The organism is Bradyrhizobium sp. P3_C3 (assembly GCF_056402655.1).
In genome coordinates this window covers 42,083-65,092 of the sequence record NZ_JBFUGY010000035.1, presented here as the reverse complement: position 1 = coordinate 65,092, position 23,010 = coordinate 42,083, and the positions used below count along the sequence as shown (strand labels likewise).

Genomic DNA, 23,010 nt, shown 5'->3' with positions numbered 1-23,010 from the left:
TCGTCGATCAGCCTTCATTTCGTGGAGGGAACTCCGGGAACCGACGGACAGAGACTGCCTGCCCTCGGGGTCCCTGATCTCCGTCATTCCGTGCACACGCTGGCTTATGATTTCAGTGACGCGCGCCGGCTGCGCCTTTTGGTCATGAGACCATGCGGGAACACCGCGCACAGCGTCGTGCCGGAATGTCGCGGTGCAAGATCGGACCGGATCTCGAACGTGCCCCCAAGCTGCTTAAGTCTCGCTCTCATGGCGGGAATGCCGACACCGGGCGATATCGCACCGTTGCCACGTTTTGTGTGATCGACCGGAAAACCGCGCCCGTTGTCGCTGATCGTCAGATGGAAGTGACCCTCGATCGCCTCGACGACGATTCTGACCTCCGTCGCCTTCGCGTGGCGGAATATATTCGTKAGCGCCTCCTGAATGACCCGCAGCACCGAGAGCTGGCTCGCGTAAGGTAGCTTATCGACGGCGGCGGGTATCCTCGTGCTCACCCGCAACGACGTACGTGCACCAAACCCCAAGGCATGCTGCTCGATCGTCGCCTTGAGTCCCCGGTCCGTCAGATCCTGGGGGTGGAGCAGATAGGTCAGGGAACGGATTTCCTTGAGTGCCGCGTCAATCGACGCGTCGATATCATCGCAAAGCCGCTCGACGCCGCGCGGGTTATCGAGGCAAGTGCGGACACGCATCACACCAAGACTGGCGGCAACCAGCTCCTGGCACGTCGAATCATGAAGCTCCGATGCGATCCGCTGGTGGATGTCCTCGCGGATGGACATCAGGCTGACGTCCCCGTGAAGGAAAGCAGCCTCTTCAGTCACACAGTCGAGCCCCTCCTTGTGGAGTAACCGATGACCGCCAATCAACCGGGCCGCATTGCCGGCCATGGGATGGAGGATCGGAACAACGGTTGTCTCGACATCCCGCAGCAAGCCACCGAGCATCAGACTGTGCTGGATTTTGGTCTCGGCTCCTTCCGCAAGACATGCCTGGAGTATTTCACAGAGACGCTCGGCGTCTTCCTTGGCAAGACATTCGAAGACGTCCAGCTCTCGGACCTCCTGCTGCGACATTCCAAGGAGAGCCTCGAAGGCCTGATTGATTGCCTCGTACACGAAGCGCCCGCCACGTGAGGGGCGGACCGCGAAAAGGAGCTCTTCGGAGTGTGTCCAATATGAGCGATCGCCAGTTGCGTCCTGGCCAATCAGGTGATCGTCGATAAAGGGACGCGCCGGCTCGCAAGCAGGAGAACTGTGTGGCTTCACGGTACGCACCCAACTTTCCGGGTCGTTTTCGAGGTCGAACTCAACGCTCAATCTCGAAGCTCCCCCTCTCCAGTCGTCCCAACATCGATCACTGGACTACAGGAAACGCCCTAGGGGAGAGACCGGATTATACGCTCGATCTTACCCTCAGCCAGCAGGTTGTATTCTCCGAGGACCAAAACCTCGCATGGCTGACATGAATTCCGGCATGTGACTGTGCAGTTCGTGCCACGCAAATATGGCGGCGACACCCAAGACGCGACGATACAGGATGCAGCGCACAGTGGTGGGATTGTGAGCCATTTCGATTTCACGCACCCGTCCCTATCCTGAGATCGCTTTCTGCGCTGCAGGATGATGTTGAGCCGACCGAGCGCGATGCAACTGCGCTGCGGTACAACCGAAATGGCACAATCTCGCCGAAAATTTCGACCTTCGATGGAGCCGGCTTGCGATCGCTGAAATCAAGCGCAAAACTCGATGTGCCCTGAACGTGCCAACAGGAGGCTTGCGTGCGAACATTCCGAGCGCTTTGTGGCGTTGCATCAATCGCAATATTTGCCGGTCCGTCTTTGGCGCAGACACCCGCCAGTCAGGAGCAGAAACCTTCCATGGAAGAGTTGATGCGCCGTCTCGATGCGCTGCAAGCCCGCGCAACAGAAGGTGACAAGCTGATCAGCGCGCTGCGCCATCGCGTCGACGAACTCGAAACGCGCGATAAGCATTCGAAGTCCCAAGCCGCCACCGCACGTCGTGACATCGTCGCACCGACCGCCGGGCAAAAGCCGCCTGCGATTCCGGTTGCGTCGACTGAGCCGCGAATGACTGCGAGTGCTGCGGTCCCTCCACAAGCCGCGGCGGCGCCCATTCCGGGCCTGCGTCCGCCCGAACCGATGGGCAGTCAGTTCGACGGCGAAGGCGAGGACGCGCTGCGTTCCGATCTCCCGGGTTTGTCCTTGCGCATCCCGGGTTCGCAGTCCGAAGTGCGATTCTACGGTTTCGCGAACGTCAATGGCTACCACGACTTCAATGGCCGCAATCAGTCCGATGCGCCGACAGTGCAAACCATTCCGCTTTCCGGAAGCCCCGCCGACATCCAGGGAGGCGATACCGGATTGTCCGCCCGGTTCAGCCGCATCGGTATGGATACGCGCACGGCGACCGCCTGGGGCACTCTCGAAACCCGCTTTGAAGGCGACTTCGGCGGGGGCACGGCAGCCTCACCCAATGCGGTCTTTCGGCTCCGCCAGGCCTGGGGCGAGGTCGGCAGCGAACAGTTTCGTGTCCTGGTCGGCTGGGCGAACAGCCTGTGGAACGAGGGCGTCTATGAAACCGTGAACTTCTCGACCAATCTCAACCAGTCATTCGTGCGCCAGGCGCAGGTTCGGGCGACCGCGACATTGGCTCCGGGATTGACCGGGCACGTTTCGATCGAGATGCCGGATACGCAGTACACGTCCGCGGCAGGCGTATTCACGCAGATCAGCACCCCGGCTGGCTTTGGTGGATTGAGCCCGTCATTTGCCTCCGTGCCCGATCTACTCGGCCGGCTCGAATACCGGAACGATGGCCTGGGCCTCGACCTGCGCGGCCTGCTGCGCGATCTCACCATCCGCACGGCTGGTACGGCGGCGGCGCCGCCGGCGGTCGAGCGCAATACCGCCGGTTGGGGTGTCGCAGGTAGCGGTCGCTTCCCAATGCGATGGCTGTCACCAGCTTTCGGTCCGGACGAGCTGGTTGGCATGGCCTATTACGGCCAAGGCATCGGGCGCTATTTCGGCGCCAATACCTTCGGCCAGGATGCGCTGTCCAACATCGGCCTGCCCGGCGTTGTCGATCCCAGCCTCGACGCCCTGCCGACCTATGGCGCGAGCGCAGGCTACCGCCGCTTCTGGACACCGCAATTACGCAGCAATTTCGTCTACTCCTACGCATGGCAGCAATATCCGTCCTATGCGCAATTGTTCGTGCCAGGATCTGCCTCGGCGACGTCGTTGAACAGCACCATGCAGCAGGGGATCGTCAATTTGATCTGGAGCCCGTTCGCCGAGCTTCGTGGCAACAGCGTCGGGACCGGATGGCTCGACGTCGGTCTTGAATATGTCTACTCCCATCGGGACGTGTACGGCGGCACCGCAGCAACAGCCCCGGTCAGCACCGGCTCTGGTACCGCCAATCGCATCCTTGGCTCGGCCACTGTGCGGTTTTGAAGACAGTCTTGTTGCTTCGCAGGCAGACATGGAAGCCTTGCTGACACAGACGTTCGTTCGGGTCGGTAATTGCCCCGGAACAATCTAGGCGCATTCGGTATTCAGCCGGATTTTGATGCGCCTTATTGATTGTTCGTAAGGCAGCGTGTGAACGGACAGATCGCGAAAGGATGAGCAATCCTCTCCCGAGAGGCCTCCGTGCCTCCATGGTCCTTTCAGATCGTCGCCGCACTCGCGGCGATGGCGCTGACATCTTCGTCAGAGGAGTAGCGGGGTCGTCGCGTTGATTACGAGATCAGCGGTTTCGAGCGCGCATTGGCGTCCGATCCTTCCTCGCTGTTCTCATAGCACGGATCATCATGGTACCAGCGCCGCTCCAGCCGTCGCTAATGGAGCGGGAGGATTTCCGACATGAGCGCGCGCAGTGACGCCACGAACACGCCGCCATCGAAGACGATGACGCAAAGAGCCCTCGACACTGTCGAACGTGTCGGAAACAGCGTCCCGCACCCGGTCGTGATATTTCTGATCCTCATCGCCATCGTGTTGGTGCTGTCTCACTTACTCTACATGTTGGGGGCAAGCGTCACCTATCAGGTCATCAACCCGGATACTCACAAGATCGAGACCGCGACCTCTGCCGCCAATAGCCTGCTGACGGCGGATGGAATTCGTCATATTTACACCCGGCTCGTGCCAAACCTCATGGGTTTCACCGCGGTTGGGCTGTTGATCGTCGCCATGATGGGCGTCGGCGTCGCCGAGGAAGCCGGCCTGATCAACGCGTTGATCCGAAAACTCGTGGCCGTCTCTCCGAGTTGGGCACTCGTTTACATCGTCGCGTTCGTCGGCATCTTGTCCAGCATTGCCGCAGACGCCGGCTATGTGGTGTTGATCCCGTTGGCCGGCGCCGCCTTCTTGAGCGTTGGCCGGCATCCTCTCGCCGGGCTCGCTGTGGGATTTGCCGCAGTCGCCGGTGCATTCACCGTGAACATGATCATCAAGCCGCTTGATGCCGTTCTGACGGAAATCACCAACGACGCAATCCACATGGTCAACCCCACCACGTCGCTGGATCTGACCGCCAACGTCTCGTTCTCGATCGCCTCCGTTGTTGTCCTGACCATCGTCATCGCGCTCATCAACAACCGGATCATCGAGCCACGGCTGGGCGCTTACCAGGCCGAGAAGACCGCCAACACTCAGCCGGAGGCGAACGGAGGGCAGCTTTCCGCCGACGAGTCGCGTGGGCTGAGGTACAGCGGCTTTGCGCTGCTCGGGGTCGTGATCCTGTTCCTTCTGTTAACGGTTCCGTCGGGCGCGCCCCTGCGCAATCCGACCACGGGCGTCCTGATCGGCAACTCACCATTCATGAACGGCCTGATCGGGGTTATCATGGTGCTGTTCCTTGCAACCGGGATCGCATACGGCATCGGCGCGAAGACGGTGAATAGCTCCACGGCCGTCATCGCGGCCATGACCAAGGCGGTGGCTTCGCTGAGCGGCACCATCCTCCTCTTCGTCGTCATCAGCCAGTTCGTCGACTACTTCAACTATAGCAACATTCCAACGTTGATGGCCCTGACGATGGCCGATGTCTTGAAGAGCGCGAATATCGGCACGCTGTGGCTGCTGGTTGGCTTCATCATAGTCGTCATGATCCTGGACTTCGTGTTCACGCCGGCGATCGCCAAATGGGCCATCTTCGCGCCGGTCTTCGTGCCGGTGTTCGTGCAGCTTAACGTTGATCCCGCGGCCGTCCTGGCCGCCTACCGCGTCGGCGACTCGCCGATCAACGCGATTACCCCGCTCAATGCCTACTTTGCCATGGTGGTCGGATTTGCCCAGATTTACGACAAGAAAGCGGGCGTCGGGACGGTTGTCGCGCTGATGTTGCCGTACACTCTCTGGATGGCCATCATTTGGACCGTGCTGTTCGTTGTCTGGTACCTGCTGGGCTTGCCTTGGGGATTATGAGGCGCGAGGCAGCCCTAACCCGGAAAAACCCCGAGATGTCCGGGTAAATGGCCTGATTGTTCGCCAAGGAAAATCAACGTTAGATGACGGTCCGTTGGGCCTCGCTAAAGGCAGTGAACGAAAACGGCGAGTGAGGAGCGTTTGACCCGACACATGTCGGGGCTCCCTCGGTGCTTCTCATTATGGAGGCTTGGAACGCGCTATGAATGCGAACGCCGATGCCGACAACAACTATTCCTACGTATCAACCGGACACTTGCCGGCCGAAGCGGAAGTCATCTCGCTGATCGACGAGGTGTACGCGCGCTACAAATCAAATACGGACGGCAAGAACTCTCAAGTATATCCCGCGCTCGCCGAAGTACCGAGCGACCTGTTCGGCGTTTGCGTGGTCGGCACCAACGGCGCGGTCTACGCTGTGGGGGCGGCCGAATACGAGTTCTCGATCATGAGCGTTTCCAAGCCGTTCATCTTTGCATTGGTCTGTCAGGTCCTCGGCGCGGCGCAGGCACGCCAGAAGCTTGGAGCGAACGCAACCGGCCTTCCGTTCAACTCGCTCGCTGCGGTCGAACGTAACCCCGATGGCCGCACAAATCCGATGGTGAATGCGGGCGCGATTGCGACGACAAGCCTCGTCCCGGGAGCAACGGCTGATGCGAAATGGAAGTTCATCCACGACGGATTGTCACAGTTCGCCGGACGTCCGCTTGCGCTTAACGACGAGGTTTATGCCTCGGCGACGGAGACCAACTTCCGAAACCAGAGCATCGCCCGCCTGCTCCAGAGTTTCGAACGGATTTACTGTGATCCGGCAGAGGCGACAGATCTTTACACCAGACAATGCGCGCTGAATGTGAGTGCCAAGGATCTGGCGGTGATGGGTGCGACTTTGGCGGACGGTGGCGTGAACCCCATCACGAAAGTGCGCGTGGTCGATCCGTCGGTCTGCCACTACGCACTGGCCGTCATGACGACTGCCGGAATGTACGAGACATCAGGCGATTGGCTTTACGATGTCGGGCTACCGGGCAAGAGCGGCATCGGCGGCGGGATCGTCACGGTCTCCCCCGGAAAGGGCGGTCTGGGGACCTTTGCGCCGCCGCTTGACAGCGCCGGAAACAGCGTCAAGGGACAGCTTGTAGCGAAGTATCTGTCGCAGCGGCTGGGCATGGATTTATTCATGTCCAACCCGGAAGCGTAGGTTTGCAATTGTCGGAGATTCAGCCCGCACTGACTGTGGCTGGACTTCAGAAAAAATGACAGGGGACACGCCATGACGATGGCATCTGCGACGACGGTTCACTCCGTCGAAGAAGAGAATGCATCCTGGGTGCCGATGATCACCATCGCCCTCGGCCAGATGATCATGTCTTTCAACGTCGCCTCCTTGCCAGTTGCGCTGGGAGGGATGGTCAACAGTTTTGGCGTTCCGCCCACGACTGTCGCCACCGGTATCGTGGCTTATTCGATGCTTGTTGCCGGCTTCGTCATGCTCGGTGCGAAGCTGACACAGCGCTACGGGGCGACGCACGTATTCCGCGTTGCCGTTGCCGTGTTCGGCGCCGCGCAGGTATTGATGACGTTCAGTCCAAACGCGGATCTCATGATTACTGCGCAGTCCTTGTCCGGCGCGGCTGGTGCGGTGATCGTACCGTCGTTGGTCGCGCTTATCGCGGAAAACTACAAGGGGCGACAGCAGGCAACAGCCGTTGGCGCATTGGGTTCCGCGCGCGCCGCTGCGGGCGTTCTGGCGTTTGTCATCGGCGGTACTCTAGGCACATTCATCGGATGGCGCCCTGCGTTCGGGATTCTGATCGCCGTGTCGGCTGTGGTTTTCCTTTTGAGCTTTCGTCTCAAGCCCGATGAGGCGCGTCCGGAGGTCCGGATCGATTTCGTGGGTGTCATTCTCGCTGCCGCAGCCATCATTCTGATCAGCTTCGGTTTCAACAACCTCAATCGGTGGGGGCTGGGATTGGCGGGGCCCAATGCGCCATTCGACCTCTTTGGCGTATCTCCCGCCCCGATCATGATCGTGATGGGTATCGTGTTCGGTCAGGGTTTTCTAAGTTGGACCCACAGACAGCAGGCTGCGGGGAAGACGCCGCTTCTAGCGCTCGAGGTGATCGACTCCCCGCAGGAGCGGGCGGCGGTGTATGCGATGTTTGCTGTCGTAGCGCTGGAAGCGATGCTCAATTTCTCGGTTCCATTATACATCCAGATCGTGCAGGGGCGCACGCCGCTGGCGACAACAATCGCCATGATGCCCTTCAACCTCACCGTCTTCTTCGCTGCGATGCTGATCGTGCGGTTCTATGGTCGGTTCACGCCGAGGCAGATCGGACGCTATGGCTTCATACTCTGCACTGTGGCGCTCCTTTGGCTCGCCTTTGTCGTGAGGAATGATTGGAGCGCCGTCCCGGTTCTCCTTGGGCTGGTGATTTTCGGCATTGGACAGGGATCGCTGGTCACACTGCTGTTCAACGTGCTGGTCACGGCTTCGCCGAAAGAGCTCGCGGGCGACGTCGGCTCGCTGCGCGGCACGACCAACAATCTCGCCGCGGCCGTCGGCACAGCGGTGGCCGGGGCACTCCTCGTCGGCCTGTTAAGCGCCGCTGTTTTGCGGACCATCGCCGAAAATCCAAAACTGCCGCCTGAGATACAGGCGCAGCTGGACCTGGATAACATCACCTTCATCAGCAATGACCGGCTGCAGAGCGTGATGGAGCAAACCACGGCCTCTCCGGCTCAAGTGGCGGAAGCGGTGCGCGTCAACACTGTCGTGCGATTGCGTGCTTTGAAAATTGGCCTCCTCATCATGGCTGGCGTTGCCTTGCTTGCGATTTTCCCGGCAGGGAAGCTGCCCAACTTCCTGCCAGGCGAAATTCCCGACCCGGCGCCGCGTAAGCGCGGAAGGAACGAATAGCAATCGTAACCTCCTGGCAAGAAACAGCGTTTGCTACGACGGACAATGTGGCGATCGCGCCCGCGTACTGACCAACGGCTCAGAAGACCCTCCGGAGGGCTCCATGACCAAGCTCGATGATGTCCTGTCCAACGTCGACGCAAATCTCGATGCGGCTCTCGAGCGTCTGTTCGCGATCCTGCGCATCAAGTCGATTTCAACCGATCCGGCTTACAAGGCCGAATGTACGGCCAATGCCGAATGGCACGTGGCCGACCTCAAAAGCATTGGCTTCGACGCCTCGGTGCGCCCGACACCGGGGCACCCGATGGTCGTGGCACATGACCGCAGCGTGCCCGGTCCCTCGGCACTGTTCTACGGCCATTACGATGTGCAGCCGGTCGATCCGCTCGAGCTCTGGGAGCGCGATCCCTTTGACCCGTCTATCCAGACGATGCCCGATGGCGCGAAGATCATCACGGGCCGCGGCGCCGCGGACGACAAAGGGCAACTCATGGCCTTTGTCGAGGCCTGCCGCGCCTGGAAGGCGGTCACCGGCAAACTGCCGATTCCGGTTTCGATCCTGCTGGAGGGCGAAGAGGAATCCGGTGGCGTGAACCTGCCGGGCTTTCTCGATGCCCATGCCGCGGAGTTGCGCGCAGATATCGGCCTGATCTGCGACACCAACATGTGGGACCACGAGACGCCGGCGATCCAGACTATGCTGCGCGGACTCTGCGGTGAAGAGGTCATCATACACGCCGCCGACCGCGACCTGCACTCGGGCTTCTATGGTTCGGCCGCGGCCAATCCGAACCGCATCCTCGCCCGCATCCTCTCTGACCTGCACGACGACAACGGACGCGTCACGCTGCGCGGCTTCTATGACGGCGTACCGGAACTTCCCAAGGCGCTGCGCGAGCAATGGGACAGCCTGAACTTCAGCGCAAAGTCCTTCCTCGGCGCTATCGGGCTTTCGATTCCCGCCGGCGAGAAGGGCCGCGACGCGCTGGAGATGGTCTGGTCGCGCCCGACCTGCGAAATCAACGGCATGGGCGGCGGCTACCAGGGGGCCGGCTTCAAGACCGTGATTCCCGCCATGGCATCGGCAAAGGTGTCTTTCCGCCTGGTTTTCGATCAGGACCCCCATGCCATCCGCAAAGCCTTCCGGGAGCATGTGCATGCACGCGTCCCGGCCGATTGCCGTGTGGAATTCCTGGAGCATGGCGCGGGTCAGGCGATCCGCTTCCCGATCGAGGCCCCGGCCTTCGGCAAGGCGCGCGACGCACTGACGGCCGAATGGGGCAAGCCCGCAGTCTTCATCGGCGGTGGCGGCTCCATTCCCGTGACCCATCAGCTCAAACAATCGCTGGGCATGGACGTAGTGCTTGCGGGCTTCGGCCTCGAGGATGACCGCATCCACAGCCCGAACGAGAAGTACAATCTCAAGAGCTTCCATAAGGGCATCCGCTCCTGGGCACGTATTCTGGAAGCGCTGTCGCGGTAGAGCGGCACGGGCAAGCAGCGCTGGCTCCGGGCCAGACCGCCCTCGCGAGGTGCGATGACGCCGCATATACTCATTACCTTTGCCATCATCGCCACGATGGTGCTGCTGTTCGTCTCGAACTGGGTGCCAGTCGCGGTCGTGGCGCTAAGTGCGACACTCGTGCTTTACGCGACCGGCATTCTGGAGCTCCCCGAGGCGCTGGCAGGTTTCGGCGACACCACGATACTCTTCATTGCTTCGCTCTTCGTGGTGAGTGCCAGCCTGGATTCGTCCGGCGTCACCACGTGGGCAGGCCAGGTGCTGATCCGTTACGCAGGCGAAAGCCGGACACGCCTGTTGGTGCTGTCGATGCTGCTAGTGGCCTTTCTCACGGCGCTGATCGGCTCGGGTGGCGCAGTGGCTGCCCTGCTGCCCATGCTGGTGATCGTCTCCGTCCGGCTCAAGCGGCCGCCTGCGCAACTCATGATGCCTCTCGCCTTCGCCTCCTATTCGGGTTCGATGCTGGTACTGACCGGAAGCCTTGTGAACGTGCTGCTTTCCGACGCGGCGAGCGATGTCGGTCTCGCGCCCTTCGGCTTTTTCGAGATGACGGTGATCGGCGTACCGCTCCTGGCAGGCACCGTGGCCATCGTGATTCTTTTCGGCGATATGCTGCTGCCGGTGCGCACTAGCCGGGAGATGCCGGAGGATCTGAGCCACCATTCGCGCATGCTGACCGAGCAATACAAGCTGTTTGACCAGGTGTACCAGCTCGAGATCACCGCCGCCTCGCCCTATCGCGGCACGTTGCAGGCGGTGCTGGAATCGCGGCTGGAGCGCGAGAACCACCCGGAGCTCAGCTTCATCGCTATTCGCCCTCGCCGCCAGAACAGCATCTCGTGGCAACATTCTCTCGTGGAAGGCGATCGGCTCATCATGCGCGGTGAGCAGGCGGCGATGGACGCGTTCGCCGAGCAGCATGGCCTGACGCCCTGCCAGGAGACGATCGGCAAAATGCGGGAGGCACTGTTCAACGATAGCCATGGCTTTTCCGAGGTGGTGCTGCCGCCCCGCTCTCGCCTGATCGGTGAGACCGTCTTCCCCGGCATGGTCACCGAAAGTGGCGATCTGATTATCCTAGGCGTTCAACGCGGCGGCGAGAATCTCGGACCGGGCGAAACCGTTCTTGCGGCGGGTGACACGCTGTTGCTGCAAGGCCGTTGGGAAGCGCTCGAGGAGTACGGGCGAGATCCCAACGTGCTCGTCGTTGCTGCCCCTGACATGATCCGCAGCCAGGCCAGGCCCCTGGGCACCGGCTCCATACGCGCCATTGTCATTCTCGCGGTCATGGTTACGCTGCTAGCGACGGGCGTCGTGCCAAGAGTCGTCGCTGGATTGGCGGCGGCCTGCGCGGTGATCCTGTTGCGCGTACTCAAGATCGAACGAGCCTATCGGGCGATTAACTGGAACGTGCTAATCATGATCGCTTCGCTGATCCCGCTCTCGACCGCCATGTACAAGACGGGTGCAGCCTATCTCATCGCCGATACACTCGTTGCCATTGTCGGCAATGCGAGCCCGTACGCGCTGCTGGCGGGGCTGTTTTTGCTCACGGCGCTAATCGGCCAGTTGATCAGCAGCACAGCGACGACACTCATCGTCATTCCGATAGCGATTGCCTCCGCGGAAGCCGTCGGTGTCTCGCCGCGCACCGCGCTGGTGACTGTGGCGGTGGCTGCGGCCGCTTCCTTTCTTACGCCAATCGCCGCCTCAGCGAGCCTCATGGTGCAGGGCCCCGGCGGCTATCGATTTGGTGATTTCTGGAGGATGGGTCTACCGTTGCTGCTCTGGTTCTTCCTGGTAGGCACGTTTCTCGTGCCCATGCTCTGGCCATTCGCAGGATGAGCAGTTTGCGCAGGATGATTGGTTTGCGTCTTAACCGACCGGGTATTTCCGCATGAACACCAATCTTGCTTTGGTTCTTCTGCTGCTTGCGGCCGCGATCGTGATGTTTATGGCCAATCGCCCGCGCATGGATGCGGTCGCGCTGCTGATGATCGTGATCATGCCATTTACTGGGGTGATTACCATCAACGAGGCGCTGGCGGGGTTCAGTGATCCCAGCATCGTGCTGATCGCGGGCCTCTTCGTGATCGGAGAAGGGCTGGTGCGCACCGGTGTGGCGCGTCGCCTCGGCGATTGGCTGAACGCGACCGCCGGCAGCAGCGAGACGCGCATGCTGGTGCTACTGATGCTCGCGGTCAGCGGGCTCGGTGCATTCATGAGTTCGACGGCCGTGGTGGCCATCTTCATCCCGGTCGTGCTGCGCATCTGTCAGAACACGGGTGCCGCGCCGAGCCAGCTGATGATGCCCTTGAGCTTTGCGGCCCTGATCAGTGGCATGCTCACCCTCGTTGCGACGGCGCCGAATCTCGTGGTCAACGCCGAGCTGATCCGCCAGGGTGCGGCAGGCTTCGGCTTTTTCAGCTTCACGCCCTTTGGGCTCACATTCCTGGCGCTCGGCATTGCCTATATGCTGTTCGCGCGGCGGTTTCTGCCCGTCTCCGCCAAGCGTGTGGACGGCGAGCGCCGTCAGCCGAACTTGCTTGATTGGGTAACGCAGTATGGCCTCACCGATCGCGCCTTGCGCGTACGCGTGCTGACTGACTCGCCGCTGGTCGGCAAGCGCCTGGAAGAGCTCCCGCTCCGGAACAGTGGCGTAAATCTGCTCGCCATCGAGCTTCCCAGCCGCTTCGGGTCCGAGGCGATCCGCCCGAACGCAAGGACCGAGCTCGCCGCGGGGCAGATCTTGCTGCTCGACGTCATCGCGTCCCCTGCCGAAACCAACCGGATGCTGAATGACTATATGGTCGAAAAGCTCCCTTTGGGCGATTGCGGCTACTTCACCGATCGTTCGCAGGAGATCGGCATGGTCGAAGTCATCGTCCCGGCGGAGTCCAAGCTGATTGGCCAGAGCATTTTGCAAGCGCGGGTGCGCAGCGAAATGGGATTGACGGTGCTGGGGTTGCGGCACGGTCGCGAGGTCGTGAGCCAGGGGCTGCTCGATGAGACCTTGAAGGTCGGTGACACCCTTCTGCTGACCGGCTTCTGGTCTGACATCCGCAAGCTGCGATCCGAATTCTCGGATCTTGTCGTCCTGAACCTACCGACCGAGCACAAAGAGGTTCTCCCGGCCGCGAACCTCGCACCTCAGGCTCTGGCGGTGCTGGCTTTGACGGTCGGTATGATGGTCAGCGGTGTGGTGCCGAACGTGCACGCGGTTCTGATCGGCTGCTTGCTGATGGGGTTGCTGGGCTGCGTGGATTTCAACAGTGCCTATGCCTCGATCAACTGGAAGAGCCTGGTTCTTATTGTCGGCATGCTGCCCTTTTCGCTGGCGCTGCAACGAACCGGTGGCGTCGATCTCGCCGCCGACGCGGTGACGCATCTTGCGGGCGAGGCATCACCGCGAGTCCTGTTGGCGCTGCTCTTCGTGATCACGGCTGCGCTTGGCCTGTTCATCTCGAATACGGCGACCGCGGTGCTCATGGCGCCAGTAGCGCTCGCTGTCGCGAAGGACATCGGCGCCTCGCCGTATCCCTTCGCGATGACTATCGCCATCGCGGCCTCGGCCGCCTTCATGACGCCTGTGTCTTCGCCGGTGAACACCTTGGTGGTCGGACCGGGCAATTACGGTTTCGGCGATTTCTTGAAGATTGGTGTCCCTTTTACCGTCGTCGTGATGGTAACGACCCTGGCGCTGGTGCCTTGGCTGCTCCGATTTTAGCGGCCGTCAGGCCGGGCGCGATCCCGCGGACGGTTGCTCTTTCTCGTCCCGCGCAAACCAGGCTACATACAGCGTCGGCAGGAAGACCAGCGTCAGAACGGTGGCGACCAGGAGTCCGCCCATGATCGCGAATGCCATCGGTCCCCAGAATACTGTTGGCGCGATTGGAATCATCCCGAGAACAGTCGATACGGCCGTCAACATGATCGGCCGAAAACGGGAGCTGCTGGCATCCACCGCAGCGTCCCAGGCCGTCTTGCCCAAAGCGCGTTCGGCGTCGATCTGACCGATCAGAATGACCGCGTTCTTGCTGATCATGCCGAGCAGCGCGAGTACGCCGAGAATGGCGACAAAACCCAGGGGCCTGCCGGACAGCATCAACGCTGCAACCACGCCGATAAGGCCGAGCGGCGCCACGCTGAGCACCATGAACAGTCTCGGAAAGCTCTGGAGCTGCACCATGAGGACGGTAAACATGACGAACAGCATCACCGGCACCACCGCCAGCACAGACGCCTGCGACTTCTGACTTTCCTCCACGGTGCCACCCACGACGACGCTGTACCCCGAAGGAAGGCTCTTTCTGAAGTTCTCGATCGCCATCGAGAGCGACGTAACCACGCTCTCCGGCAGCTTGTCACCGGCAATGGCAGCCTGAACCGTCAGGGTCGGAACGCGGTCGCGCCGCCAGACGAGCGGAAACTCCTGGTCATATTCGAAGGAGGCGAACTGGCTGAGAGGAACAGTCTGCCCACCCGGCAGCGCCACCTGCAAGTTGCGCAGACCGTCCAGCGAGCCCCTCTGCTCGTTGGTCGCGCGCGCCACCACATTGACCAGATAGATATCGTCGCGAACCTGGGTAATGGGTGTGCCGGATATGACCGTATTCAGGACTGTCGCGATCGCTTGCGAACTGAGGCCGAGAAGGCGAGCCTCGTTCTGGTCCACGCGAATACGCACTTGGCGATTGGGTTCCATCCAATCGAAATTCACCTGTTTGGTGTCCGGACTGGAGGCTACGATCTGTCCGACTTTGAGCGCGATTTCGCGCACCCGCTCCACGTCGGGCCCACTGACCCGATACTGCACCGGCCATCCAACCGGCGGTCCGAGCTCAAGCGGAGAAACGAACGCAATCGCGTTAGGAAACTCCTGCGCGAGCAGCTTTTCGAGCTTGGAATGCAGGCGCTCGCGTGCAGCGACATCCTTAGCGATCACCACGGCCTGCGTGAAGAAATCGTTCGGGAGCTGAACATTAAGGGGCAAATAGAAGCGGATGGCGCCGCGCCCGACATAGGTGCTCCACCGCGCCACATCGGCATCGGTCGAAAGGGCAGCATCCAGGCGCTTTGCCGCAGCCTCGCTCGCGTGGATTGACGAGTTCTGCGGCAAGCTCAGGTCCACGAGCAATTCAGGACGGTCCGACGATGGAAAGAACTGTCGCGGGATGAGCGGCAGCGCAAGCACCGAACAAACGAAGAGCGCCAAGGAGATCGCGATCGTCAGCCATTTCGCGCGCATCGCGAAAGTCAGGAAACTCCGATACATGCGGAAGATCCTGCCCGGATCCGCCGTACTTGTCTGCTTCGGTGGAACAAGGATCGCTGCTCCGAGCAGTGGCGTGAAAATGACCGCAACGAACCAGGAAACCAGCAGTGCGATCGTGACCACGGCGAAGAGCGAGAACGTGTATTCACCGGCGGAACTCGCGGCAAAGCCGACCGGTATAAAGCCCGCTATCGTCACCAGCGTGCCCGCGAGCATCGCCATTGCATGGGTCCGATATGCGAAAGTTGCCGCCTCGATCTTACTGGCGCCCTCTGCGAGCTGACTGAGCGTCGCATCGGTCGTGGTCATCGCATCGTCGACCAGCAATGCGAGCGCAATGATGAGCGCGCCAAGCGATATTCGCTGCATATCGATGCTGAGAAGTCCCATGATCGGAAACACGATCGCCAGCGTGAACGGTATGGCCAGCGCGATGATCAGGCCGGGTCGTACGCCCAGGCTGATGAAACTCACCACCATGATGATGCCGATCGCCTGCATCAGCGAGACCGTAAACTCGCGGATCGCCTGGTCGACGACAACGGGCTGGTCCGCGACCAGGCTGGGCTCAATTCCAATGGGGAGATCCGCGGTGATTTGCGCCATTGCCTTTCTAATATTGGCGCCGAGCGCGAGAATGTCGCCGCCATCCCGCATGGCGATTGCAAGGCCTATTGCCGGTTTGCCATTGATCCGAAACATCGGCTGGGGCGGATCCGTGTAGCCGCGTCGCACCTGCGCAATATCGCTCAGGCGAAGCATGCGGCCGCCGGCGGAAAAATTGATGTTGGCGATGTCCTGCTCCGACTGGAAGCTGCCTGATACCCGAATCGAGATGCTTTCCAAGCCTGTCTGAATCGTTCCCGCCGGACGCACGATGTTTTGCGACTGGAGCGCCGCAATAAGAGCGGACCGATCAATTCCGAGGGCCGCGAGCTCCTTCGTGGAGAACTCGACGAAGATCACTTCATCCTGTTCGCCCAGAAGCTCAATCTTTGACACGTCAGGTACGAGAAGCAGCCTTGAGCGGATGTCCTCGACCCGATCGCGCAACTCGCGCTGAGTGAAGCCGTCACTGGTAAAGCCATAGATGATGCCGAATGTATCACCGAATTCGTCATTAAACCCCGGCCCGATCACGCCTGCGGGTAGTGTATGGCGCATGTCTCCGATCGTCTTTCGTACGTGGTACCAGGTGTCGGCCACCTGTTTCGCATTCGCGTTCCCCTTCAGATTTACAAAGACGGTCGCGACACCGGCCCTTGTGAAGCTCCGCAGGAAGTCCAGATGCGGCGTTTCCTGCAAGTGACGTTCGAGGCGCTCAGTCACCTGCTTCATCGTCTCTTCCACAGTTGCGCCGGGCCACGCGGCCTGGACGACCATGGTCTTGATGATGAAGGCGGGATCTTCGTTGCGCCCCAACCGGAAATAGGACAGCGCCCCCCCGACCACCGCAATTACCATCATATAGACGACCAGCGAACGGTGTTTCAGAGCCCAGTCGGAAAGATTAATTCCGCTCATGGCTCGGATCCAAGAATCCGGACCTTCTGACCCGGATGCAACGCCTGAACGCCGGCGGTGACAACTATTTCGCCGATGTCGAGCCCCTGGGAAATGATGGCCTGCGCTTCATCGAATCGCAGCACGTCCACATTGCGCACCGCGACCGTGGCGGTGGCCGGGTCGACGACCCATACGGCGGGCTGCTCGTTCATCCTAGTCAGTGCGGAAGATGGAATATCGATCATCGGCCCTGCGGTGGTACTCACTCGCCCTATCACTGACGCACCCAACCGCATCGCGGCTGGCGGATCCGTCAGGCCGACCTTGACCTCGAAGGTTCGGGTCACAGCACTGGCCTGTGCAGCGACTTCGCGAATGCGCCCTTGCGCCGTTATCGACGGATCGTCAGCCAAGCTGACAGTAATCTCTGGATCGGTGGAGGCCGACCTGATCAATTGAGCGGGGACATCGAAGATCGCATCGCGACCGTCCTGCCGTGCGATCCTGGCGATCATCTGCCCGACCTGGACGACCTCGCCGGCGACCGGACCTGTGGCTGTTATCACACCGGGTGCATCAGCCTTGAGTTCAGTGAAACCAACGAGGTCATGCGCAGAACTCAGTTGCGCTTCGGCCGCATCGACTTGCGATTGCGCGGTTTGCCGTGCCTGGGTTGCGGCATCATAGTTGACGCGCGTGGTCCACCCCTGCGCCAACAGCGTCTCCTGACGATCGAAGTGATTGCGCGCCTGGGTCAATTGCCCCTGAGCGGCGGCAAGGGAGGCCTGCGCCTGCCGCAGCGTGCTCAGTTCATTCTGCGACTCCAATCGTGCCAGCACCTGGCCGGCCTTGACCCGGTCGCCTATCTTGGTGTCATTACTCAACAATCGTCCCGAGATCCGGAATGCGACATTCACCTCGTCCTCTGCCTCGACCCGTCCGGAGAATGTCAGCGGCGTTGTGACCTTGCGTTTTTCTACGGTCGCTGTGCGTACGATCCGCGGCGGAGATGCGTCCTTGGTTTCGGTTTCCCGTCCACATCCTGCCAGCATCAGCGAGAACGCCGTCACCAGCGTCGATGTGAGGATGTTTCGGGGCGCGGATCGGCTGCCGTGCATGAACATGACCTGTTCCGTTCCGGGAGTGAGATCTTGCCGGGAGGATTGCTCAGTCCGCAGTCGCATTTTCCCCGGTACCGCCATCCGCATTTTTGCCGAAGGAGTCCGCCGTCAACATCGGTAAATCTACTCGGTGGTGCCGGATGGAATCCGTGCTCGGCCATCAGCAGATTCCTGAGACATGATCAGGCAATCACCCGATGTCGCCGGTTCCGTCCACGACGCATGATGCAATCGTCAGGTGAAGCAGTCGCGACCCCTGCCGCGGCTCCGCCGTTTGAATTCTCGTCTGGGGCGCGCAAACGCGCTTCCTCAAAACACGGCAGACCCGGACGACACAATCCGGGAGCAACCGAGGAAACCGGGATGACAGGGTCCTCAGGTGATCGATATGGGCGTGCCGTCGTCGCGGTTAGAGGATCGTGGCGAACTGCGACTTTCAGAGCCACATTTTTCCTTTGCCTCTGGCTCGTGCTTGCCGGCGCCAATCCGACAGATATTCCTGCCGCCGCGGCAGCAACCGCGGCAGCAACCTGGGTAAGCCTGCACCTGCTGGAGCCGAGCAGATCCCGACGGTCAATTCCTGCCATCGTGCGCCTGGCGCTGCTTTTCCTATACCAATCGGTGGTCGCCGGCGTAGACGTCGCACGCCGCGCGCTCGATCCCCGGCTGCCGCTGCGGCCGGGATTTGTGTTTTATCCGACCGGCCTCTCACGCGGGATGCAACGGAACGTGTTCACGACACTCACCAGCCTTTTGCCTGGCACTGTGCCAACCGGGGAGGAGAGCGGGCAGCTCGTCTATCACTGTCTCGACGTCGAGCAACCGGTCGTTGCCGAACTTGCCGCGGAGGAAGCGGCGTTGGTTCGGGCCCTCTACAATGACTGAATTCCTCACTGCCGCAGTCGGCTTGATCCTGGCGATGCTGGGGCTCGGGCTGGTCTCCATCTTGCGTGGCCCGACAGATGCCGACCGGATGATGGCGGCGCAACTGATCGGGACTGCCGGCATTGCCGTCTTGCTGCTGCTCGGCACCGTGACAGGCGTGCCGGCGGCCGTCGACGTGGCATTGATACTGGCACTGCTCGCCACTTTCGCATCCATCGCATTCGTCAAGAAGGGGCTCTCCCGCCTCGAAACCGATGGGGCCGATCCGGGGGAGGACAGATGAGCGTCGCACGCGACATCATCACGGTTGCGGGAGTGTCGGCAGGCGTATTCTTTTTTTTCGCCGGCACCGTCGGCCTTCTTCGCTTTCCCGACACCCTGACTCGTCTGCACGCGCTCAGCAAGGCCGATAACCTCGGCCTGGGTTTCGTCGTGCTCGGGCTGCTCCCCCAAACAGGAGGCCTGCGCGACGGGCTGAAGCTGATCAGCATCTGGATGTTCGTGCTGCTCGCGGGCGCCACCGTCTCCCAATTGATCGCGCGCACGGCACGTCAGAGCGGGTCAGGCAAATGAACATCGCAACAGTGTTCGAGATCGCGCTCGCCGCCGTGGTGCTGGGCCTCGCCATCTGGACGATCGCCGTCCCCGATACTTATTCGGCCACGGTTGGTTTCATCGCCTACGGACTGCTGGTTGCGCTGATCTGGGTCCGTCTTGACGCCGTCGATGTCGCGCTGACCGAGGCTGCAATTGGCGGAGGCCTTGGCGGCGTCGTGCTGTTGGGTGCGGCGGCCCGGCTGCGCGATACCGAGGCGATGACAACGGAAGGGCCCAGCCTGATCGTGCGCTTGAGCGCGGCCATAGTGTCCGCGTCGATCGCGGCAGCGCTGGCCGTCACGATCCTGCTGCTGCCAGATCCGGCGCCAACGCTCGCGCCCGCCGTCGTCGCGAATGCCGGGGCGACCGGAATGACCAACCCCGTCACCAACGTTCTCATGGCATTCCGCGGAATGGACACCATGCTCGAGAAGGTCGTGCTCCTGCTCGCCATCGTCGGTGTCTGGTCGCTTGCGTCGGACCAGGCCTGGGGCGGTCGTCCCGGACCACGCCACCAGGCTGATCCAAATGGTGTTCTCGCCTTTCTTGCGCGCCTGTTGCCACCCGCCGGCATCGTCGTCGGCATTTACATCCTGTGGACGGGCGCTGATCACCCCGGCGGAGCATTTCAGGGCGGCGCGGTTCTCGCATCGATGTGGCTGCTGGTGATCATGGCCGGGTTGGTGGATACCCCGCCCGTGCGCAGTCGATGGCTACGTCTCATCCTGGTGGGCGGTCCCGGCCTATTCCTTGCCGTCGGCCTTGGCGGGCTCTGTTTTGGGTCGGCGTTCCTTGCCTATCCCGTTGCGTTCGCCAAGCCGCTAATTCTGAGCATTGAGGTCGCGATGCTCCTGACGATCGCGACGACGCTCGGCCTGCTGCTCGCCGGTGCACCTGAAAGGAGCGCTGAGCGATGAGCGCCGTGACGGTGTTCGGACTATGCGCCGCCGCGGCGGTCGGGCTCGGGCTCTACGGCCTGATTGCCAATCCGCAACCGCTTCGCAAGATCATCGCATTCAACCTGCTCGGCAGCGGCGTGTTTCTTCTGTTCGGCATCGTCGGGCGGCGAGGCGCCGCAGCGGGCTTTGGCAACGACCCGGTGCCGCAGGCCCTGGTGATCACAGGAGTCGTGGTCGCGTTTTCCGCAACGGCTCTGGCGATAGCCTTGTTGCTGCGGCTTTTTCAGATCGCCGGCTCCACGACGCTCAACAGTCGGGCGGCGGCGAGCCCGCGCTCCGATCCGTCCGGTCACTGATGCTACCCCCCGCCCCCGCGCTGGTGACCACCGCCGGCGGCTTCCTGCTGGTGCTGTCGATCGTCGTGCCGGTCGCGGGCGTCTTGCTGGCGTTCGCTCTCGGTGAGCGCTACGTCCGGCAGGTTGCCTCCACGGTCGTACCGGTCGGGTTGGCGATTGCTCTCGCCGTTCTCGTGCTCTTGCCGCGGAGCGACGGCCACCTCGTCTACCTACTCGGCGCCTGGCCACCGCCGCTCGGCGTAGCCCTCCGCGCGGACGGATTGTCGGCGGTCATGCTCGCGACGACGGCGGTCGTGATCTGCGCGGTCGCCATTTTTGCCGCAACCGATTTTCGTCCCCAATCTGTCGAAGCGCGCGCACCTTTCGCATTCTGGATCCTGCTTCTGGCAATCTGGGGCGCGCTGAACACGATCTTCGTCGCGGGAGACCTCTTCACGCTTTATGTTGCGCTGGAATTGCTGACGTTCGCCGCAGTGCCTCTGGTCTCTCTCGACGGTCGCGCGGAGACGCTTCGGGCCGCGCTGCGGTATCTGCTCTTCGCACTGCTCGGCTCGGTCCTCTACCTGATGGGCACCGCGCTGCTCTATGGTCTCTACGGCACCCTTGATATCGAGTTGTTGTCGCATCGCGTGAGCGCGGACTCCGGCGTGCTCATCGCGGCAGCCTTGATGACGACCGGTCTCCTCGCAAAAACTGCACTCTTTCCGTTGCACCTCTGGCTGCCGCCCGCTCACGCCGGCGCACCGGCCGCAGGTAGCGCGATCCTGTCCGCCTTGGTCGTGAAGGGATCGTTCTTCATCCTTGTGCGGCTCTGGTTCGACGTCATGCCGGGTTTGCCCGGCTTGGCTGCCGCACAATTGCTCGCGGCGCTTGGAACCGGAGCGATCGTGTTCGGAAGCGTGGTCGCTCTCCGGCAAGAGCGCCTCAAGCTCCTGATTGCATATTCGACGCTGGCTCAGATTGGATATCTCTTCCTGATGTTTCCTCTTGCGTTCGGCGCGTCCGGGAAGCTCGAAAGTGACCAGGCCCTGGCGGGCGGCCTATTGCAGGCGGTTTCCCATGCGATTGCCAAGGCGGCGATGTTCATGGCCGTCGGATCAATCTACACCGGGCTCGGCCACGATCGCATCACCGGACTGCGAGGTGTCGCACGGGCCCTGCCCTTGAGCGTCCTGGCGTTCGCAATTGGCGGCATCGCCTTGATGGGTGTTCAACCGAGCGGAGCGTCACTCGCGAAGGAGTTATTGCTCCAGGACACGGCGAGGACGGGGCAGTGGTGGTGGGCCGTTGTGCTCCAGGCCGGCGGAATGTTCACGACCGCCTATGTCGTACTAGTCCTGTCCCATGCGTTCGCGCCATCAGACCAGCCGATTACCCTCATCGGCCCAGCCCCGCTCAGCCGGGACCTTGCAGCACTTGCCTTGGCCCTCTGTTCTTTGTTCCTTGGCTTGCTGCCCTGGGATTCATATTTGCCGGTCCCGTATGATGCCACATCGAAGCTGTTCGGCATCGACGCGCTATCCAAATTGCTCCTGCCTGTGCTGGGAGGGGCGGCGCTCGCGATCCTGCTCAGCCCGTGGCCACACCCGCTGGGCTCATCCGCGACCTGGAAAGCGCTCATGAGAGTGGTCGGTCCGCTCCGGCGCGGCTGTCTTAGATCCGGCAGCCTTATCGAAAGAGGCGACGAAGTTCTCCGTCAATGGTCCGCCGCGGGCATCTCCCTGCTCCTGGTGTCGCTGCTGCTCGCCGCGTCGATGTTCGCAGCAAATTGAAGACTCAGAACAGCCGGATCGCGCAGATCGGGCCGAGGGATTCCCCTGCTCTAATGATCCGGAACATTCTCTCCCGCGCCCAAGGGTTTTCTCGGATGTCGAGCTTGCAATTCGCCGTTTAGTCTCCGCGCCATGCAGTTGGCATCAGTCTTCCCGCGGTCTCTGCGGGAATGCCCAGGAGGTCTCCATGTCTGATCTGGTTGCGATCGTATACCCGACCGAAGCAAAGGCCGAAGAAGTCCGAACTCGGCTGCTCAAACTGCAAAAGGAATATTTGATCACCATCAGTGACGCCGTGATCGCCGTCAAGGCCGAGAACGGCAACATCAAGCTCAACCAGCTCGTCAACACCACAGCGACGGGCGCGATTACCGGCAGCTTCTGGGGACTCCTGGTCGGCGTGCTCTTCCTCAATCCGATCATCGGTGTCGCGGTCGGCGCTGCGTCCGGCGCGCTTGGAGGCGCCTTGTCCGATTTCGGCATCAACGATTCCTTCATGAAGGAGCTGTCCGCTTCGCTCCACACCGGCAACGCCGCGCTCTTCGTCCTGATCAAGAACATGACGGCAGACAAGGTATTGAAGGAAATCAAGGATGCCGGCGGAGTCGTGTTGAAAACGTCCCTGGACGAGACCAAGGAAAAGATCCTGCGCGATGCGCTCGCCAGCGCGGCGGAGCGGCCGGCAGCCTGAAG

General features: G+C 61.5%; 17 protein-coding genes. 14 read left to right on the top strand and 3 right to left on the bottom strand.

The features are described 5' to 3' along the window. Nucleotides 1-104 precede the first annotated feature (104 nt). Nucleotides 105-1,322 carry a sensor histidine kinase gene (locus tag AC1DW2_RS31930; RefSeq protein WP_283017314.1) on the bottom strand — a complete coding sequence of 406 codons (1,218 nt, stop codon included), beginning with the start codon at nt 1,320-1,322 and terminating at the stop codon, nt 105-107. A gap of 560 nt (nt 1,323-1,882) precedes the next feature. Between AC1DW2_RS31930 and AC1DW2_RS31925 the strand changes: the two genes are divergently transcribed. The 7 genes from AC1DW2_RS31925 to AC1DW2_RS31895 all read left to right on the top strand — a co-directional run bounded on the left by AC1DW2_RS31925 (nt 1,883) and on the right by AC1DW2_RS31895 (nt 13,633). Next, the gene (locus AC1DW2_RS31925; protein WP_283017315.1) at nt 1,883-3,481 is read left to right on the top strand and encodes a DcaP family trimeric outer membrane transporter; all 1,599 of its coding nucleotides are present in this window, start codon (nt 1,883-1,885) and stop codon (nt 3,479-3,481) included. A gap of 411 nt (nt 3,482-3,892) precedes the next feature. Next, complete coding sequence (locus AC1DW2_RS31920; protein WP_283017316.1) at nt 3,893-5,458, top strand: AbgT family transporter; 1,566 nt, start codon at nt 3,893-3,895, stop codon at nt 5,456-5,458. A 202-nt stretch (nt 5,459-5,660) separates the two neighbouring features. Further along, complete coding sequence (gene glsA, locus AC1DW2_RS31915; RefSeq protein ID WP_354123504.1) at nt 5,661-6,659, top strand: glutaminase A; 999 nt, start codon at nt 5,661-5,663, stop codon at nt 6,657-6,659. A 72-nt stretch (nt 6,660-6,731) separates the two neighbouring features. Continuing rightward, nucleotides 6,732-8,381 carry an MFS transporter gene (locus AC1DW2_RS31910; protein WP_354123505.1) on the top strand — a complete coding sequence of 550 codons (1,650 nt, stop codon included), beginning with the start codon at nt 6,732-6,734 and terminating at the stop codon, nt 8,379-8,381. A 103-nt stretch (nt 8,382-8,484) separates the two neighbouring features. Continuing rightward, on the top strand, nt 8,485-9,867 hold the full coding sequence (locus AC1DW2_RS31905; RefSeq protein ID WP_354123506.1) for a M20/M25/M40 family metallo-hydrolase: 1,383 nt from the start codon (nt 8,485-8,487) through the stop codon (nt 9,865-9,867). A gap of 54 nt (nt 9,868-9,921) precedes the next feature. Then, on the top strand, nt 9,922-11,751 hold the full coding sequence (locus AC1DW2_RS31900; RefSeq protein ID WP_354123507.1) for an SLC13 family permease: 1,830 nt from the start codon (nt 9,922-9,924) through the stop codon (nt 11,749-11,751). Nucleotides 11,752-11,803: 52 nt separating this feature from the next. After that, nucleotides 11,804-13,633, top strand: coding sequence for an SLC13 family permease (locus AC1DW2_RS31895; RefSeq protein WP_354123508.1), 1,830 nt, complete (start codon nt 11,804-11,806; stop codon nt 13,631-13,633). A gap of 6 nt (nt 13,634-13,639) precedes the next feature. Here AC1DW2_RS31895 and AC1DW2_RS31890 read toward each other — a convergent pair whose 3' ends face one another. Together AC1DW2_RS31890 and AC1DW2_RS31885 are read right to left on the bottom strand one after the other, a co-directional pair. Then, nucleotides 13,640-16,705 (bottom strand): efflux RND transporter permease subunit, encoded by a 3,066-nt coding sequence (locus AC1DW2_RS31890; RefSeq protein WP_477007929.1) that lies wholly within the window; start codon nt 16,703-16,705, stop codon nt 13,640-13,642. Next, entirely contained in the window at nt 16,702-17,805 is a 1,104-nt protein-coding gene (locus AC1DW2_RS31885; protein ID WP_063986176.1) for an efflux RND transporter periplasmic adaptor subunit, read from the bottom strand. The genes AC1DW2_RS31890 and AC1DW2_RS31885 overlap by 4 nt, the downstream gene beginning before the upstream one ends. Nucleotides 17,806-18,171: 366 nt before the next feature. On the opposite strand from AC1DW2_RS31885, the gene AC1DW2_RS31880 reads away from it, so the two are divergent. The 7 genes from AC1DW2_RS31880 to AC1DW2_RS31850 all read left to right on the top strand — a co-directional run bounded on the left by AC1DW2_RS31880 (nt 18,172) and on the right by AC1DW2_RS31850 (nt 23,008). Further along, nucleotides 18,172-18,693 (top strand): Na+/H+ antiporter subunit E, encoded by a 522-nt coding sequence (locus AC1DW2_RS31880; protein ID WP_354123510.1) that lies wholly within the window; start codon nt 18,172-18,174, stop codon nt 18,691-18,693. After that, nucleotides 18,686-18,976, top strand: a complete 291-nt coding sequence (locus AC1DW2_RS31875; RefSeq protein ID WP_071911305.1) for an MrpF/PhaF family protein — start codon at nt 18,686-18,688, stop codon at nt 18,974-18,976. Before AC1DW2_RS31880 ends, AC1DW2_RS31875 begins: the two co-directional genes overlap by 8 nt. Next, on the top strand, nt 18,973-19,266 hold the full coding sequence (locus AC1DW2_RS31870) for a cation:proton antiporter (protein ID WP_028152034.1): 294 nt from the start codon (nt 18,973-18,975) through the stop codon (nt 19,264-19,266). The genes AC1DW2_RS31875 and AC1DW2_RS31870 overlap by 4 nt, the downstream gene beginning before the upstream one ends. Before the next feature lie 11 nt (nt 19,267-19,277). Next, complete coding sequence (locus AC1DW2_RS31865; protein ID WP_354123511.1) at nt 19,278-20,207, top strand: MnhB domain-containing protein; 930 nt, start codon at nt 19,278-19,280, stop codon at nt 20,205-20,207. Next, the gene (locus tag AC1DW2_RS31860; protein ID WP_014493399.1) at nt 20,204-20,545 is read left to right on the top strand and encodes an NADH-quinone oxidoreductase subunit K; all 342 of its coding nucleotides are present in this window, start codon (nt 20,204-20,206) and stop codon (nt 20,543-20,545) included. Before AC1DW2_RS31865 ends, AC1DW2_RS31860 begins: the two co-directional genes overlap by 4 nt. Before the next feature lie 50 nt (nt 20,546-20,595). After that, nucleotides 20,596-22,317, top strand: coding sequence for a complex I subunit 5 family protein (locus AC1DW2_RS31855; protein ID WP_354234651.1), 1,722 nt, complete (start codon nt 20,596-20,598; stop codon nt 22,315-22,317). Nucleotides 22,318-22,504: 187 nt separating this feature from the next. Beyond that, a complete protein-coding gene (locus AC1DW2_RS31850) occupies nt 22,505-23,008 on the top strand; it encodes a DUF1269 domain-containing protein (protein ID WP_028152030.1) in 504 nt (167 codons plus the stop codon). The last annotated feature ends 2 nt before the right edge of the window (nt 23,009-23,010 follow it).